A 15301-nucleotide genomic window follows, 5' to 3' on the forward strand; every position below is an offset into this window, starting at 1 on the left:
ATCCGGCAAAACGCTGGACGATCATCGCCGCGAGCGCCGCCGTACTGATGATCGCCGCAACCGGTGCGCTCGCCTATTTCGGCCTGCCGGGCTGGGCGCAGGGGCTTGGCCTGCCGGGCGGGGTCGACGAGCCCGACCTCGTCATCGAATTGCCGCCGAACCAGGATCACCGCGAGCTGGCCGACGGGACGATCTATTTCGCCGCGTCGGGGGTAATCATCAACCCGACCGACCGCGAACAGCGCGTGCCGCCGATCCTCGCCGAACTGCGCGATGCGCAGGGCACGATCGTCTACAGCTGGACGATCAAGCCGCCGGTGCGGATGCTGCCGCCGAACGAGAAGGTCAATTTCAGCGAGGCCAAGCTCGACATTCCGCGCCGCGCGACGCAGCTGACGGTGAGCTGGGCGCTGCCGAAAGGCTGAATCCCGAAGCATTGCCACGGCGTCATGGCGTCACAGCGTCACAGGCAGAGCGCGGCCGCCAGCGACAGGAGGAAGCTGGTCAGCGTCGCGACGATGATCGGCGCGAAGCTTTGCCATCCCTGATCGAGCAGCAGGTGCAGCCGTGCCTTCATCGCGGTCGCGACGATGGCGAGGAGGAGCAGGGTCGAGGCGGCGGTGGCCGCCGCTTCGTCGACCGGCTTTGGAACGGCGACCAGCGAATTGATCGCGGCGACGACAAGAAAGCCGAGGATGAACCAAGGCAGGCGCAGCGGAATACGGGTCCTGGTTCCTGCCTCTCCGCTCCGGCCCAGCCACAGCGCGACGAGCATCAGCATCGGCGCCAGCAGGGTGACGCGCGTCAGCTTGACGATCGTTGCCACCTCGCCTGCGGCGGGTGAGTAGGAAAATCCGCCGCCGATCGCTTGTGCGACATCGTGAATCGCCGCCCCGATCAGGAACCCCGCCTGCGCATCGGACAGGCCGAATTCGGCTGCAAGCACCGGATAGAGCGTCATCGCGAGCGCACTTGCGACGGTGATGCCGACGAGCGTCAGCGTGAAACGCGCCTGATCGACGCGGCGATCGCCGATCAGCGAATAGAGCGCGAGCGCGGCGCTGGCGCCGCAGATCGCGGTCGCGCCGCCCGCGAGCAGGCCCGCGTCGCGGCTTTGTCCGAACAGCTTCGCGCTGGCGACCGTGATCAGGATGACCGCGATCATGATCAGCACCAGCAAGGCAAAGGGCAGGGGACCGAGGTCGGCGAGCTGCTGCGCCGTGATCCGCGCGCCGATGAGGACGATGCCGATGCGGAGCGCGGTCTGCGACATCAGGTCGAGCCCGGCATGCGTTCGCGCGTCCTGCGACAGGAAGGAAAGGGCGAGGCCGATCAGCAGCCCCATCAACACGATCGGCACGGCATAATGATCGGCGAGCCACCCCGCCGCGAGCGCGGCGATCGCGGTCACGAGCATGCCGGGAAAATAGGCCTGCCAGCGCCGCCGGGCGGGGGGATGCGCCTCAAGCTGCATTTCGCCATAGAGATCGGCGGCCATCGGCCAGCCCTGTTCGGATATTTTCACGCGATTTGCCCTGTGCCCATGCGGCGCGCTTCGCACATCGGCGCCTTGCGGTCGATAGGCCATTGCTGGCGGGCCGCGGGCTTGCTAGAGGCCGCGCTCTGTGCGCACCCGTAGCTCAGCTGGATAGAGCGCTGCCCTCCGAAGGCAGAGGCCAGGGGTTCGAATCCCTTCGGGTGCGCCAATAAAATCAATAGCTTATTCTATTTTTGGAGAGGCTTGCAAAAAAGCTAAACTCACCAAAACAAATCGCGCTGTGGCGTAGAATCGCCGAGGACCTGCCGTGATCAGCGCATCGACACGGCCGTTTTCGCCAACAATCCAGTCATTAATCGGTCCTTGGCACCCGCCTCAAAGCGGAAATGGCGCTTCGGAATATCGCAGAAGCGGATTCGATCTCCGTTTCGCTGTTCATGTGGAGTGCAGACCACTAACGTGACCGGAAACTTCACAAGGAGCGAGACAGTGACTCGATCCGACGCCAGGGACGAGAATTGCGTCGACAACCTCAATGACCTCCATAATCTTTGCCGGGCGTTCAAGGCGGCCGTGGGTGCAATCGAGGTGTGGAATGACCGTGGCCAGGGCATCGGCACCGGATTTCACATCGGGAACGGCTATATGATCACCGCCGCTCATGTACTCGATGGGGCCAGCCGAGCGACATTGGCATTCCATGACATGATATCGCGCTGTTTCGGAGCCATGTCTTCGCGGCAAACGATATCGAAAGATGCAGAACCAGTCAGCGTCCGGTTCCGGCGCACCTATATGACCGGATTCACCTCGGTCCACCCATGGAAGACGAACTCAGCGATGATTTGTTGATGCTTCAGGGGGTCGTGCTCGGCTATCCTTCGATCCCTTTTTCGGCCGAGCCGGCACTGGTCGCACATGAGTTCCGCCTCAGCGCCGTCATTAACCGCTACGATACCGGGAGGCCCGCCTTCATCATCTCGGGCATACCACGCGGCGGCTTCAGCGGCGCACCGGTGATCGCTCAGAGCGGATGGTTTCTCGGAGTGATCACCGAGGCACTCTACGGACAGACATTGACCGATCCGCAGGCCGCACCCTATTTCCAGACAGTCACCCCCGACCCGGTATTGGAAATCGTCCAGCAAGCGGGCACCAAGCCTGAGCATGTCAATCCTGAGCTCGCGGAGCTTTACCGGGAATATGACGTCCACACGATGGATACTGAGGAGAAAGAAGTCTTCTGGCGGCAGGCCGTTGCCAATCAACCAGAAACATGACGAACAGCGAACATGTAGTGGACTGCCCGTATGAATGTTCTTCGCCAAGAGCCGATAATGTCGACGTTCAGAAGCTAGGAGTGGCGGGTTGGAGACAGTCCGCTATACCCGCGCACGACCGCGGTCGCCTTCACCGCGGCGGGCAATAATTTCGAGCTGGCGATCGCGGTCGCAATCGCCGCTTTCGGCCTCGCTTCGCCGGTTGCCTTCGCGGCCGTCATCGGCCCGCTCGTCGAGGTCCCCGTCCTCATTCTGCTCGTCGGCGTCGCTTTTCGCCTCGGACGCCGATGGTTCCCGGCAACCACGCCTGCACAAGCCTGAGTATCATGACAGAATTGACCTATACGCGCCTTCGCACGCTCACCGACCCGGACCACCTCCCGGCGCTCAGCCCCGAATATCTTCACGCGCAGCCCGCGCTCGGGCTCGGCCCGCTCGATCCCGCCCCGCGCATCCTGCTGCTCTACGGATCCTTGCGCGAGCGCTCCTATTCGCGCCTCGTCGTCGAAGAGGCGGCGCGCCTGCTCCAGCTCTTCGGCTGCGAGACGCGCATCTTCGACCCGTCCGACCTCCCGCTTCCCGACCAGATCGCCAACGACGATCATCCCGCGGTGGAAGAACTCCGACAGCATTCGATCTGGTCCGAAGGCCAGGTCTGGTGTAGCCCCGAGCGCCATGGACAGATCACCGGCATCATAAAGGCCCAGGTCGATCATCTTCCGCTCGCGTACAAAGGCCTCCGTCCGACGCAGGGGCGCACGCTTGCGGTGATGCAGGTTTCTGCGGGCTCCCAGTCCTTCAACAGCGTCAACACGCTCCGCATCCTCGGTCGCTGGATGCGGATGATCACCATTCCCAACCAGTCGAGCGTCGCGAAGGCCTATCAGGAGTTCGACGAGGCCGGCCGGATGCTGCCCTCGAGCTACTATGACCGTATCGTTGACGTCGCAGAGGAGTTGGTGCGCTTCACCGTCCTGACACGCGGTCATGCGGACCAGCTCGTCGACCGCTATTCGGAACGCAAGGATCGGAAGGAGCCCGTCGTCACGCCAGCCGAACTAGCCGGAATTCCGGGCGCCCGCTGAACAATTCTGGCCGGTTAGAGACAGGCAGCTATGGATAGTTAGCTATAAGAAACGGACATTGCGCGCCAGCGTTTGAATCTGATGCCAAAGGGGCTGTTGCCCGCCAATTTCAGCCCGCTCGCCGGACTGCGCCCGCAGCGCGCGCGCCCGCTCGCAAAGCCCCCTCGAGGTAGCCGGGAAATTCGGTTGCAGTTTCGGTCCCGGCCCAGTGGATACGCCCGCACGGCTCGTGCCATGGGTGGCCATAACCGGTCAAAACACCGGGAGGCAGATGCGCGGCATACCCCCCAAGCGACCATCGCTCGTCCAGCCAGTTCTGCTCGACATAATCCAGGGGTTGCGAAGCTTGGACGCCGAAATAGTGCACGAGATCGGCAACCACCGCTTTGCGCCGCGCCTCCGGATCGAGGGCACTCATTGCCAGCGCATGGCGCGCCTCGATCAACCCGACGAGTATTCCCACACCGTCGTCGCCAAGCGACTGATCGAAGACGGCCCCCAGGTGACGGTCGCCGCTGATCGCCGAGCCCGTGAGGCCGCGATGGCGCCAGAAAGGCGTTTCGTAGGCAACATGAACCTTTATCACCGCTCCCATCGGCATGCGGCTTAGCAAGCCGGACCGTTTCACAGGCAGTGCCGGCGTGAAATGGATATGCGACGCGAGAATCGGGGGCACCGCCACGATGACATGGTCGGCGGAATAGGTGCCGTGGGAGCTGATCACACGCACGCCCTTCGAATCCTGTTCGACCGCGAGCACCGGACTGTTCAGCTCCACGTCGCCGTCGAGGCTATGCGACATCCGCTCGGGAAGCTGCCAGGCACCGCCAACGAATTTGTCCTGCTGCGCGCCGCCTGCGACGCCGATCATCGTTTCCAATCCGCCGCAGCGCCGGAGCATGTCGAGAAAGAACAGGTAAGAGGCCTGACTGGCATCGGTGCAAAGCAGCCCCGCCGCGACCGTCCGCACAAAATAGCGCGCTGCGGACGTGCGAACATGTCGGGATGCCCAACTTTCGAGCGAATGGGCATCCCATTCATGCGCGCGCAGCGCCGTCCACGGCGTCTCGGCCGGCAGCGCGTTCATGTCGCGCCGCCAGCGCCTCGCGATCAGGCCCAGCTCGACCAGCGACGCGACGGGAAGTTTCGGCGTCTCCCCATAACGCACCACGCGGCCGTTCCGGCTCATCAGATTCGCACCGGCGACATATTGCGGATAGATTTCGACCCCCAGTTCGCGCGCCTGGGCCAGCAGAAAAATCTGCTGCGGTCCGACCCATTGCCCGCCGAAGTCCACGACCTGACCGCAAATCTCGCCCCGCATCGCGCGTCCGCCGACGCGATCGCGCGCTTCGAGCACCCGCACCGTCTTTCCCGCCCGCTTCAACTCGAGCGCGGCCTTGAGACCCGAGAGCCCTGCGCCGACCACGATCGCGTCGAAGCGTGTAACCGGAACGGCCATTTTCCTATCCCTCGGTCAGAAGCCGGTGCAAGGCGCGCGATGTCGTAATACCCTGCTCGATCGCGCCGTCGATCGCGCTGCGCCAAGCGCTGGCCCAATCGCCGCTGGCGAAGAAGATTCGGCCGTGAGGCGCCTGCAAATCCTTGAGCGCCTTCGAAATCTGTCCCGGCCGCGAGATACACCAAGCGCCCCTCGAATAGGGGTCGTTGTTCCAGTCGTGCGCCTTGACGTCGACCACAACCGCGTCGGGCAGGAATTGCCTGACCACTTTCTGCACCTCGCCCTTGTCCATGATCCGGAGCGGGTGATCGCCCGAGCCGAATGCGATAAGATGCGTACGCCCGTTCGCAGCGCCATCCCAAAACATATGGTTGATCGGACTGGGGCCGGTCCCTGGCGCCCAAGCCGTAAAGATCGGCCGTTCGCCCTCGATCAGGATATGGATCTTGTTCGCCTTGCCCGCATGGCCTTCGACCGAGACGTCGAGCTTCTGCCTGGGAAGCGGCGGACGGAAACCGACGTCCTTGAGTGTGTTCAGCGGCAAGGTGGAAATCGCGGCCCGGGCCGACCAGGTCTTGCCGTTCGTGCCGACGATGCGCACGCCGTCGCCCGTCGTTTCGATCATGGCCACCGGGCTGTTCAACTCGATGGTTGCCCCGCAATCGTCCGCCAGCGCGGAATATAGCGAGCGCATTCCACCTTTGAGCTTGAAACGGCTTACGACATCGGACTCGAGCTCGAGACTATAGCCGCTGAGCGCGACCAGCCGGACGATATCGACCCACGAAACATTCGCCGCCGCGCCGCCGCTGCTCGCCGCAAAAATCGTCGCCGCCAGAATGCGCCCCTCGGGAGTCAGCGAAGACGCTGCAATCTTGTCCGCGACGGAAATCGTATCCGCCGCAATCCAGCCCGCATCCGCGAACGGCTCCGCCGGCCGCGGCATGATCGTACGCGCATCCGCGAACATCGTCTGGACGGGTCCGTAAAATTCGCTTCCCCGCTCCGACATTTTGGCTTGGTGACGCCCCCCATTCTCGTCGAGATAGATGACGTCATCGGCAAAATTCCCTGGAGATTCCTCCAGCTCTACGCCGTAGCGGTTGATTTCCGCCCAGACATGCGGCTGGAACCAATGCACCCATGTGCCCCCCATGTCGTTGGGCTTGCCATCGAACTCGGCGGTATAGGTTCGGCCTCCGATCCGGTCGCGCGCCTCGAGGATCAACACCTTGTAGCCGTACCGCTTAAGCTCGCGCGCGGCCGTCAGCCCGGCGAAGCCGGCCCCGACGATGATCGCGTCATAGTCGCCCTTGTCCTTTCCACCGCTGGCGGGGCGCGCCTGCGCGATTGAGGATGTCATGACGCCCGCCGCTGCCGTGGCCAACACCGCCCGGCGCGACGGAAAACTATTCTGCGATCGATCGTCACTCATTGCTGATGCCCTCTTCCAATTCTGTCCGGATGGCCCTCCGAACACAATATTTGACGTATGTCAAACTTTCTATGACTCTCGTTTCGACTCGCGCCAAGGGCAAAGCGAACCATGGCGCGTGCCCGACACCGGATCCCGTCGAACCAGAATAATATTGAATATATTCATCTATTTAAAATAACATTTAAGACGATTGACCAATTTTGGACATTTATCTAATATTTAAATGCAGCCGGACATGCGGAGCGCGACAGACGCTCTCCGGCCGCCCATTTGGAAGGGGACCCGGAATGAAGAAGACTAGTCTGTTTTTGCTCTCCACGGCGTGCGCAGCTACCCTCGCGGTGCCGGCCGCGGCCCAGCAGCAGCCGACCGAAGACGCCGCACGATCGGGAGGCGACGACATCGTCGTGACCGCGCAGCGCCGCGAAGAGGGGATCAACGACGTCCCGATTGCGATCACCGCCATCAGCGGCGACAGTCTCGAGCGCTTCCGGTTCAACGACGCGACCCAGATCGTCCAGCAAATCCCCAACATGAGCGCGACCAATACGCTGGGAGCAAGCGCGCCGCTCTTTTCGGTGCGGGGTATGAGCAACGCCGATTTCAACCCGTCGTCGAATACGCCCGTCCCGATCTACAGCGACGACATCCTGATCAACAACGTTACCGGTCAGGGGTTCGCGCTGTTCGACCTCCAGCGGGTCGAAGCGCTCAAGGGGCCACAGGGCACATTGTTCGGCTATAACTCTTCGGCCGGCGCCATCCAGTTCATCTCCCGGCGCCCGACAGACAGTCTCGAAGGATCGGGATCGGCGTCGATCGCGGGGCATGGCGAGCGGACGCTCAACCTGGCCGTCGGCGGTCCGCTGGTCGGCGACAGCGTCCGCGGCCGGATCGCCTTTTTCGGTCGCCGCGATGACGGCGATTTCATCAACATCAACAATGGCGAGCGGATCGGGAAGGATAATCGCTGGGCCGTTCGCGGGCTGCTCGACGTCGACCTCGCAACGAACGCCAGCGTCCTGATCAAGGCCCAATATGGCAAGTATAACGGCGACCCGGCGATCCGGCCCACCGAGCAGGATGTCAACAATCTGACCGGCGAAACATTGGGCGGGAAGCGCGAAATCCGCCAGGAACTCGCGCAGTATGAGAATGTCGAATATGGCGAACTGTCTTCGCGCCTAAAGGTCGATCTGGGCCCGGTAGGGCTCGATCTCATTACGGGCTATCTCGATATCAAATCGGGTCTTTCGACCAACTTCTTCGACGGCACACAGATCGGCCTCCTCGATCTCGGCTATGGCGCCGGTCCTGTGCAGACCGCGCTTTACGGCGTCCAGGGCGGCACCGCGCACAGCAAGCAGTTTTCGCAGGAGGCCCGGCTCACGTCGCAGACCGACGGACCGCTGTCGTTCATCCTCGGAGCCTATTATCTCAAGGAAAAGCTCGACGGGAGCATCTGGTTTTTCGCCGGCGACGATTCGGGGGCCTTCGGCTATTTCGGGACCGACCCTGCGGCCTTCCTGACCTACAGCATCTACAAGCAGAATCTGTCGTCGTTCGCGCTCTTCTCGCAATGGGACTATAAATTCACCGACAAGCTCAAACTGACGCTGGGCGGCCGCGTTTCCTGGGACAGGCGCTCGCTCGATCTGACGTTCGCCAACTATGACGGCGCGACAACCTTCGTGAACGGCGCGACGGTCGATCCGCTTCACCCGAAGTTCTCGGACGTCACCGACCTGTCCGGGCTCGACCGCACGCAGCAAAAGCTGGACTGGACGAACTGGAGCGGCCGGCTCGCTATCGACTACCAGCCGTCGCCCGACGCCTTGCTCTATGCGAGCCTGTCGCGCGGCGTGAAAAGCGGGGCTTTCAACACAGCGGCGCTGGTCGATATTTCCGAGGCGAATTCCATCGGTCCGGAAACCGTTCTCGCTTATGAAGCCGGCGTCAAGCTGACGCTGGCGGACCGGCGCCTGCAAACCAACCTCGCGGCTTTCTATTACGACGTCGACAATTATCATCAAAAGGTAGTCGACCAGTTCGCCCGCGAATTCCTGAGCAGCGCCGACAAGGTCGAGTTCTACGGTTTCGAATTCGAAGCCACCGCGCGTCCGGTCGATATATTGACAGCGAAGCTTGGTGCCGGATGGCAGAAGGGCAGGTATAAGCGCTTCATCGAACCGACCGGCTCGGGCCCCGTCGACCGTTCGGGGAACACCGTTCCGGGTACCGGCAACTGGACCGTCAACGGATTGGTGCGACTGGATCTGCCGGTAGCGAACGACGCGGCGCTGGTCTCACCGCAGATCGACTTCAACTTCGTACAAGGGTCCTATTATTCGACCGGCAATGACGTGAAGGCCCCGCAGCTCAGCCTCGCGCGAAAAACCGATGATTTCATCAATCTCAATCTCCGGCTGACGCTGCAGGACGCCGACGAACGATATGGGATCACCTTCTTCGTCCAGAATGTCCTCGACCAGTTTCGGGTGCTGCGACGCAATCCGGTCACATTCCTCGACAATTCGCTGAGCGGCTATTCGCCCCCGCGCACCTTTGGCGTGAGCATCAACGGGCGCTTCTAGAATCCGGACGCCATAGGGCGAGATCCCGTAGCATCTGAACAGGGTAGCACTCCCTGACCTAGCCCGGCGCATTTTCAAAGAATTGCGCCGGGTTCCTTTTCAGATTCGGTCAGGTTGTTCCGAGAGCTGGGGACATGGCGTAAACTTTACGAAAATCGTCGCTGAATTCGGCCGTTCCCGAATAGCCTTTCGGCAGAACGAAGCAGTCGCCGACGCCAAACGACTGCGCCTCGCCGGTCTTGCTCACGAAATCAACCTTACCCGAGACGATGTGCCAGAGTTCGTCGCTCGGATAGGCTGCAATGGTCACGCGGCCGGCCGACCCTTGCCAGACACCGACATCGATCCGCCCATCGGCGCTCCGGTAGAATGAGCGCGCTCCGCCTTGCACCACGCTCCCTTCCGGACCGGGCAACGGGTGCAAGCCATCGATCGGCACGGCGGAATCGAGCTCCACAAGCTTAGGCGGAGCGGAGGTTCGGGTCATATCCATTTTGCGTTCCTTCAGCGATTGGGGAACGGCAACGATCGCCTTTCCTACCATCAAGAAGGCTCTCTATATTTTTGACATATGTCAAGAATTGCATTTGATGACGCGAACGGCTTTACCGGTTTACCGGCCGGAAGGTCCGGAGGTAGTGGTTCACGCCCGAAGTTGGGCTGGAAGAAAGGTATCGGGGTGCCCGACCTCAATTTTTCGGTTTTGAGATTCGTCCCGCGCGAAGGCGGATATGCACGCGGCCAGGAAGGCTTCGAGCTGATTCTGAAGACCGCCGTCTCGGTTCTCGTCGAGCATGGCTACAAAGACATGACGCTCCGTCGTATCGCCAAGGAGTGCGGCATGAAGGCGGGCAATATCTCCTATTATTTCAAGTCAAAGGACGACCTCGTCCGTGCGCTTCTCCAGGCGATATCGGGCAGTTACGAGGCAGCGATTAGCGAAGCGACCGCCGGTGCCGGCGCTGACCCGGAGAGCAAGCTGACCCAGCTCATCTCCTTCATTCTTCAGGATGGCACGACGCGTCAGACCAGCTACCTGTTCCCCGAGCTATGGTCGCTCGCGAACCATGACCCATTTGCGAAACAGTGCGTCGACGAACTCTATCTTCGCGAGCATCGACGTTTCGACGAAATCATTGGCGAGCTGAACCCCGCCCTGTCGGCGGACGACCGCTCCATTCTGTCCACCTTCATCCTGTCCTCGATCGAGGGGATCGGCGTGTTCGCCGGCTACGGCAAATATTGGCAGGATGCGATGCCGCAGTTGCAGGCAACCGCGTGCCGCTGCTTCCTCGAATTCGTGAAATCGGCAAAACCCGGTGTGGACGGCACCCTTTCAGCCAGCAAGCTCGAGCTGAAACCCTGAGCTAGAGCCCATCGAAGTCCGAAGGTCCGAGCGACGTTACAAGCTGGACGAAAGATTTGCGTGCCAGAAGCTTCAGCACCGGCATGCGATCGACCCATGGCTTCTGATAGCCTGCAAAAACGGTCATGCCTTCCATCGACGCCGAGATGAACAGCGCCAATATTTCGCGTTGATCGGCGGACAGGCGGGGATTGATCTCTGCGATCAACTCGTTGAGCGATACCCGCGCACGCTGGTAAAGCTCATTCATCCGGTCGTAGACGAAGCTGTCGTGGTTCGCCATCGCCCATAGTTCGGGAAAAAAGCGCGTCGTCTTCTTGGTCGTGATGTCCTCAAGAATCAACGACACCAGATTTTCCAGCCGCGCCTCCGCGCTCGCGCCCGGTTCGTGCATGATCTCGTCGAACGATTCCTCGTAGCTGCTGATCACCGCGTTCAGCAGCTCGCGAATCAGGTCTTCCTTCGATTTGAAATAATAGTTGAGGCTGCCGACATTCATGCCCGACTCGGCGGCGATCCGGCGAAGCGTCAAAGCCGACGCGCCGTGATTCACCAGCAACGCCAGCGACGACCGAAGTATCTGCTCAAAGCCATCCTGGCCCCGCGCATATCCACCTGTTCGCGGGGTGATCTTCAGGTCTGGAACGATGAAATCCGACAATTTTTCATGGCCTCCTGCGCTGCGACTAGCCCGTTTCGCGCTACCGGACAAGTGTCCTACTTTACTCACTTGACTAAAGTTAGTCGAACGCATAATTTTTAACGCGCGGGCCGTCAGAGCCCATTGATGAACAACAGGGAGGCCGAGATGGCGCGCGTCTATCGAATGGCGACTTTTGCCATGTTGCTGCTGTCGGCAGGTGCGGCGGGTGCCGCGGATTTTCCGCAACCGCTGCCCGAGGAGCCGGTGTCGACCGTCACCGAATTGCCCGAGCGCTATCCCGACAGCTGGGTCTTCGTGCACGACCTGCATTTCAACAGCTTGCCCGACGGACGCGCCGCGATCGTCGACGTCGGTGCCGAAAACAACAATCTGCGCGGGCAGATCCCCGTCGCGCAATTCGGCAACATCCTGCCGTCGACGACGCGCGGCGAAATCTATGTCGGCGAAACCTTTTATTCGCGGCTGACGCGCGGCGAACGCACCGATGTCATCACGATCTGGGACACGAAGACGCTGGCGCCGAAGGACGAGATCGTCCTGCCCGGTGGCAAGCGCGGACTGTTCGTGACGCTGCGCAACAGCCTGCAACTGACCAATGACGAGAAATGGGCGCTGGTGTTCAACTTCACGCCGGGGTCTTCGGTGACCGTGGTCGACCTCGACGGTCGCAAGATATTGTCGGATATCGACCTGCCGGGCTGCTCGCTCGTCTACCCCACCGGTCCGCGCGGTTTCACCTCGCTCTGCGCCGACGGGACGATGACGAGTATCGCGCTCGACGCGACGGGGAAGGCGGGGCCGGCGGTTACCAGCGAGGCGTTCAACACGATCGACGACGATCCGCTGTTCATGACGCCGGCAATGGTCGGGCGCACCGGCTGGTTCGTCAGTTTCAAGGGTAATCTGCGGGCGATCGATTTTGCGGGCGCGGCGGCCAGGGACCTCGGCGGTTTTGCGATCCCGAAACAGGCGGGCGGCGAGCCCGAATGGCGTCCCGGCGGCTGGCAGGTGATATCGGCCGACCGCGCGGGCCTGCTCTACATCCTGATGAACCCCAAGGGCATCGAAGGATCGCACAAGGATGGCGGCACCGAAGCGTGGGTCGTCGACCCGAAAGCGAAGACGGTCGTCCGCCGCATCGCGCTCAAGAACCACAGCGTGTCGATCGAGGCGACGCAGCAGGAAAAGCCGCTGCTCGTCGCGTCGCGCTCCGACGGCTCGCTCGACGTCTATGACGCCGCGAGCGGTGCGTTCGTGCGGACCGTCGCGAGCGTCGCGCACGATCCGATGACGATGACGGCGGCGCGCTGATGACCGCCGTCCTGTCCGTCCTTGCGCTGGCGCTCGCGATCATCCTCGCGGTGGCGGCAGCGCACAAGTTCGCCGAACGCGCACGGCTGACGCGGGCGACTGCGGGGCTGCTGCGCCTCGCTCCGGCGCTCGCGATGCCCGCGACGATGGCGGCCGCGGCGATCGAGTTCGCTGCCGCGCTGGCGCTGCTCTTTCCGGCCTCCCGGCCCGTCGGGGCGCTGCTCGCAGCCTTGTTGTGGGCGGGATATGGCGCCGCGCTGCTCGCGGCGCGCCGGCGCGGCGATGGCGGCCTCGATTGCGGCTGCGATTTCGGCGCGCGGCGCAGCGGGATCGGCGGCTTCACGATCGCCCGCGCCTTCGCGCTCGCCGCCGCGGCGCTCGCGCTTTGTCTCTCTCCCGCAGGGGGCGGCGGGATCGACATCCAGTCGATCTTCGCCGCCCTCGCCTTTGTCGCGCTGCTCTTTGCGGCCGGCGAAATCGCCCATCTTCCCGCCCCCAGCCGGAGTGCCGCCCGATGACCGGATTTTTCCTTGCCTCGCAAATCCTGCTCTGGATCGCCGTCGCGGTGCTCGGCGTGCTCGTCGCGGCGCTCGCGCGGCAGGTCGGCGTGCTCCACGAACGCATCGCCCCCGCCGGCGCGCTGACGCTGCACCAGAAGGTGAATGTCGGCGACAGGGCGCCCGAAATGACGCTCGCGACGATCGAGGGCAAGGAAGTTGCGATTGGTGGCAAGCGCCATCGCCGCGGCCAGCTCATCTTCTTCCTCTCGCCCGACTGCCCGGTGTGCAAGACGTTGCTTCCCGTGGTCCGTTCGGCGAGCGGGGCCGAGCGCGGCTGGCTCGACGTGGTGCTGGCGAGCGACGGCGACGCCGCCGCACACCGCCGGCTCGTGATGGCCGAGGGACTGGCGGGTTTCGACTATGTCCTGTCCGAAGATCTCGGCCGCAAGCTTGGCGTATCGAAGCTGCCTTACGCGGTGCTGATCGACGAGGAAGGCAACATCGCCTCGCTCGGCCTCGTCAACAATCGCGAGCATCTGGAGAGCCTGTTCGAGGCCAAGGAACGCCGCGTCGCATCGATTCAGGAATATCTCGCACGCGGCTGATCCCGCACGCCGCGACAGGAAGGGGACGAATATGTCGGGACTGGACAAATTTTCGGAAAAGATGACGCGGCGGGTCGCGCGCGCGACCTCGCGGCGCAGCCTGCTGACGCTGATCGGCGGTGCGCTGACCGGCGCGGCGGTGATCCCGGTGCTGCCCGTGTCGCGCGCGCAGGCGCAGGGGCACGGCCACGGCGGCGACCCGGTCGCGCCGCAGACGACAGGCAACCCGCAGGATCCGGGCGACCAGACGCAGTGCGATTACTGGCGCTATTGCGCGATCGACGGTTTCCTCTGCAGTTGCTGCGGCGGCACCGCGAGCAGTTGTCCGCCGGGGACCGAAATGTCGCCGATCACCTGGATCGGCACCTGCTTGAACCCCGCCGACAACCGGTCCTATATCGTCAGCTATAACGACTGCTGCGGCAAATCCTCGTGCGGGCGCTGCCTGTGCAACCGCAACGAGCGCGACCGGCCGATGGTGCGTCCGCAGGCGAACAACGACATCAACTGGTGTCTCGGCACGTCGAGCGCGATCTATAATTGCTCGACCGCGGTGATCCTCGGCGTTGCGCTGGAGCAACAGTAATGCGGGGGTGGGCGATCCTGCTGGCGGTGACCGGATTTGCGGCCACCGGACCCGCGATGGCCGCCGATGACGGCGCGACGATCTACAAGCGCTGCGCCGCATGCCATCTGGCGAACGGCGCGGGGGTTCCGGGCGCCTTTCCGCCGCTGAAGTCAGACGTGCGTGCGCTGGCTGGAACCCCTGCCGGGCGCCGCTATCTCGCGCTGGTCGTTATCCGCGGCGTGTCGGGGGCGATCACGGTCGAAGGAAAACCCTATCGCGGGATGATGCCCGCGCAGGCCGGGCTCAACGATGCGCAGGTCGCGGCGGTGCTGAACCATGTGGTTCGCGGCGGATCGGCGAAAGCGTTCACTCCGCGCGAGATCGCCGGATATAGGGCAGGTAGCGCGGCGCTCAATTCCGCCGCGGTGGGGCGCCTCCAGCCGGCCGCCGCGGGCAAATGAAATGGCTGGCCGCATCCGCGCTGATCGTGGCGACCGGAGCGGCCGTGACAACCCCGGCGTGGAGCGGTCCGGAAGCGATCCCGGGCGTCGCCAATCCGGCGCGCGCGAAGCAGAACTGGATGCTGTCGTGCCAGGGATGCCATCGCGCCGATGCAACCGGGACGCCGCAGACCACGCCGACGATGGCGGGGTTCGTCGCGAAGTTCCTGCACGTGCCGGGCGGCCGCGAATATCTGGTGCAGGTTCCGGGCGTCGCGACCGCCGCGCTGTCCGACGCCGATCTGGCCGAAGTGGTGAACTGGTCGCTCGTGCGGTTCGACGCGGCGAATGTGCCTGCGGATTTCAAACCTTACACAGCCGCCGAAGTCGCGCGCCTGCGGCTGAAGCCGCTGCGCACGGAGGCGATGACGATACGGGCGGGCATGGTCGCGCGCTTCGCTCCGGAACCAAAACAACAGAAATAAGAACA

Annotated in this window: 16 protein-coding genes, 1 tRNA gene and 2 pseudogenes; 14 read left to right on the plus strand and 5 right to left on the minus strand. The window is 63.0% G+C overall.

Annotated elements, in window-relative coordinates; genetic code table 11:
* A pseudogene (locus JHC57_RS07520) lies at positions 1-425 on the plus strand (thioredoxin); the annotation flags it as partial.
* Between the two features lie 38 nt (positions 426-463).
* On the opposite strand, the gene JHC57_RS07525 reads toward JHC57_RS07520, so the two are convergent.
* Positions 464-1525 carry a putative sulfate exporter family transporter gene (locus JHC57_RS07525; protein WP_294029394.1) on the minus strand — a complete coding sequence of 354 codons (1062 nt, stop codon included), beginning with the start codon at positions 1523-1525 and terminating at the stop codon, positions 464-466.
* 104 nt (positions 1526-1629) lie between these two features.
* On the opposite strand from JHC57_RS07525, the gene JHC57_RS07530 reads away from it, so the two are divergent.
* The 5 genes and pseudogenes from JHC57_RS07530 to arsH all read left to right on the plus strand — a co-directional run bounded on the left by JHC57_RS07530 (position 1630) and on the right by arsH (position 3863).
* A tRNA-Arg gene (locus JHC57_RS07530) sits at positions 1630-1706 on the plus strand.
* Between the two features lie 281 nt (positions 1707-1987).
* Entirely contained in the window at positions 1988-2350 is a 363-nt protein-coding gene (locus JHC57_RS07535; RefSeq protein WP_294029395.1) for a hypothetical protein, read from the plus strand.
* On the plus strand, positions 2320-2778 hold the full coding sequence (locus tag JHC57_RS07540) for a hypothetical protein (protein ID WP_294029396.1): 459 nt from the start codon (positions 2320-2322) through the stop codon (positions 2776-2778). The genes JHC57_RS07535 and JHC57_RS07540 overlap by 31 nt, the downstream gene beginning before the upstream one ends.
* Positions 2779-2883: 105 nt before the next feature.
* Positions 2884-3099: pseudogene (locus JHC57_RS22500) on the plus strand (arsenical-resistance protein); the annotation flags it as partial.
* A 5-nt stretch (positions 3100-3104) separates the two neighbouring features.
* Positions 3105-3863 carry an arsenical resistance protein ArsH gene (arsH, locus tag JHC57_RS07545; RefSeq protein WP_294029397.1) on the plus strand — a complete coding sequence of 253 codons (759 nt, stop codon included), beginning with the start codon at positions 3105-3107 and terminating at the stop codon, positions 3861-3863.
* A gap of 109 nt (positions 3864-3972) precedes the next feature.
* On the opposite strand, the gene JHC57_RS07550 is transcribed toward arsH, so the two are convergent.
* Both JHC57_RS07550 and JHC57_RS07555 read right to left on the minus strand, forming a co-directional pair.
* Positions 3973-5325: an FAD-dependent oxidoreductase gene (locus tag JHC57_RS07550; protein WP_294029398.1), complete on the minus strand. Its 1353-nt coding sequence runs from the start codon at positions 5323-5325 to the stop codon at positions 3973-3975.
* A 4-nt stretch (positions 5326-5329) separates the two neighbouring features.
* A complete protein-coding gene (locus tag JHC57_RS07555) occupies positions 5330-6688 on the minus strand; it encodes an NAD(P)/FAD-dependent oxidoreductase (protein WP_294029399.1) in 1359 nt (452 codons plus the stop codon).
* Positions 6689-7050: 362 nt separating this feature from the next.
* Between JHC57_RS07555 and JHC57_RS07560 the strand changes: the two genes are divergently transcribed.
* Positions 7051-9357, plus strand: coding sequence for a TonB-dependent receptor (locus JHC57_RS07560; protein WP_294029400.1), 2307 nt, complete (start codon positions 7051-7053; stop codon positions 9355-9357).
* Positions 9358-9466: 109 nt separating this feature from the next.
* On the opposite strand, the gene JHC57_RS07565 is transcribed toward JHC57_RS07560, so the two are convergent.
* Positions 9467-9901, minus strand: a complete 435-nt coding sequence (locus JHC57_RS07565) for a cupin domain-containing protein (RefSeq protein ID WP_294029427.1) — start codon at positions 9899-9901, stop codon at positions 9467-9469.
* A 27-nt stretch (positions 9902-9928) separates the two neighbouring features.
* On the opposite strand from JHC57_RS07565, the gene JHC57_RS07570 reads away from it, so the two are divergent.
* A complete protein-coding gene (locus JHC57_RS07570) occupies positions 9929-10723 on the plus strand; it encodes a TetR/AcrR family transcriptional regulator (protein WP_294029401.1) in 795 nt (264 codons plus the stop codon).
* A gap of 1 nt (position 10724) precedes the next feature.
* Here JHC57_RS07570 and JHC57_RS07575 read toward each other — a convergent pair whose 3' ends face one another.
* Positions 10725-11477 (minus strand): TetR/AcrR family transcriptional regulator, encoded by a 753-nt coding sequence (locus tag JHC57_RS07575; protein WP_294029402.1) that lies wholly within the window; start codon positions 11475-11477, stop codon positions 10725-10727.
* Positions 11478-11510: 33 nt separating this feature from the next.
* On the opposite strand from JHC57_RS07575, the gene JHC57_RS07580 reads away from it, so the two are divergent.
* Genes JHC57_RS07580 through JHC57_RS07605 form a run of 6 tightly spaced genes read left to right on the plus strand, consistent with a single transcriptional unit; the run spans position 11511 to position 15296 of the window.
* Positions 11511-12698: an amine dehydrogenase large subunit gene (locus tag JHC57_RS07580; RefSeq protein ID WP_294029403.1), complete on the plus strand. Its 1188-nt coding sequence runs from the start codon at positions 11511-11513 to the stop codon at positions 12696-12698.
* On the plus strand, positions 12698-13216 hold the full coding sequence (locus tag JHC57_RS07585; protein ID WP_294029404.1) for a MauE/DoxX family redox-associated membrane protein: 519 nt from the start codon (positions 12698-12700) through the stop codon (positions 13214-13216). The genes JHC57_RS07580 and JHC57_RS07585 overlap by 1 nt, the downstream gene beginning before the upstream one ends.
* On the plus strand, positions 13213-13803 hold the full coding sequence (locus JHC57_RS07590; RefSeq protein WP_294029405.1) for a redoxin family protein: 591 nt from the start codon (positions 13213-13215) through the stop codon (positions 13801-13803). Before JHC57_RS07585 ends, JHC57_RS07590 begins: the two co-directional genes overlap by 4 nt.
* Positions 13804-13834: 31 nt before the next feature.
* The gene (locus JHC57_RS07595) at positions 13835-14389 is read left to right on the plus strand and encodes a methylamine dehydrogenase light chain (protein WP_294029406.1); all 555 of its coding nucleotides are present in this window, start codon (positions 13835-13837) and stop codon (positions 14387-14389) included.
* Positions 14389-14832 (plus strand): cytochrome c, encoded by a 444-nt coding sequence (locus JHC57_RS07600; RefSeq protein ID WP_294029407.1) that lies wholly within the window; start codon positions 14389-14391, stop codon positions 14830-14832. The genes JHC57_RS07595 and JHC57_RS07600 overlap by 1 nt, the downstream gene beginning before the upstream one ends.
* Positions 14829-15296: a cytochrome c gene (locus JHC57_RS07605; RefSeq protein ID WP_294029408.1), complete on the plus strand. Its 468-nt coding sequence runs from the start codon at positions 14829-14831 to the stop codon at positions 15294-15296. The genes JHC57_RS07600 and JHC57_RS07605 overlap by 4 nt, the downstream gene beginning before the upstream one ends.
* Positions 15297-15301 lie beyond the last annotated feature (5 nt).

Source organism: Sphingopyxis sp., from assembly GCF_016463645.1.
Taxonomy (GTDB): Bacteria; Pseudomonadota; Alphaproteobacteria; order Sphingomonadales; family Sphingomonadaceae; genus Sphingopyxis.

Bases quoted from the DNA above. Each gene is read 5' to 3' on its own strand.
- JHC57_RS07600 (WP_294029407.1), top strand. From the start codon at position 14,389: ATGCGGGGGTGGGCGATCCTGCTGGCGGTGACCGGATTTGCGGCCACC.
- JHC57_RS07580 (WP_294029403.1), top strand. From the start codon at position 11,511: ATGAACAACAGGGAGGCCGAGATGGCGCGCGTCTATCGAATGGCGACT.
- JHC57_RS07595 (WP_294029406.1), top strand. From the start codon at position 13,835: ATGTCGGGACTGGACAAATTTTCGGAAAAGATGACGCGGCGGGTCGCG.
- JHC57_RS07570 (WP_294029401.1), top strand. From the start codon at position 9,929: ATGTCAAGAATTGCATTTGATGACGCGAACGGCTTTACCGGTTTACCG.
- JHC57_RS07550 (WP_294029398.1), bottom strand. From the start codon at position 5,325: ATGGCCGTTCCGGTTACACGCTTCGACGCGATCGTGGTCGGCGCAGGG.
- JHC57_RS07605 (WP_294029408.1), top strand. From the start codon at position 14,829: ATGAAATGGCTGGCCGCATCCGCGCTGATCGTGGCGACCGGAGCGGCC.
- JHC57_RS07565 (WP_294029427.1), bottom strand. From the start codon at position 9,901: ATGGTAGGAAAGGCGATCGTTGCCGTTCCCCAATCGCTGAAGGAACGC.
- JHC57_RS07540 (WP_294029396.1), top strand. From the start codon at position 2,320: ATGGAAGACGAACTCAGCGATGATTTGTTGATGCTTCAGGGGGTCGTG.
- JHC57_RS07585 (WP_294029404.1), top strand. From the start codon at position 12,698: ATGACCGCCGTCCTGTCCGTCCTTGCGCTGGCGCTCGCGATCATCCTC.
- JHC57_RS07555 (WP_294029399.1), bottom strand. From the start codon at position 6,688: ATGACATCCTCAATCGCGCAGGCGCGCCCCGCCAGCGGTGGAAAGGAC.
- JHC57_RS07560 (WP_294029400.1), top strand. From the start codon at position 7,051: ATGAAGAAGACTAGTCTGTTTTTGCTCTCCACGGCGTGCGCAGCTACC.
- arsH (WP_294029397.1), top strand. From the start codon at position 3,105: ATGACAGAATTGACCTATACGCGCCTTCGCACGCTCACCGACCCGGAC.
- JHC57_RS07590 (WP_294029405.1), top strand. From the start codon at position 13,213: ATGACCGGATTTTTCCTTGCCTCGCAAATCCTGCTCTGGATCGCCGTC.
- JHC57_RS07575 (WP_294029402.1), bottom strand. From the start codon at position 11,477: ATGCGTTCGACTAACTTTAGTCAAGTGAGTAAAGTAGGACACTTGTCC.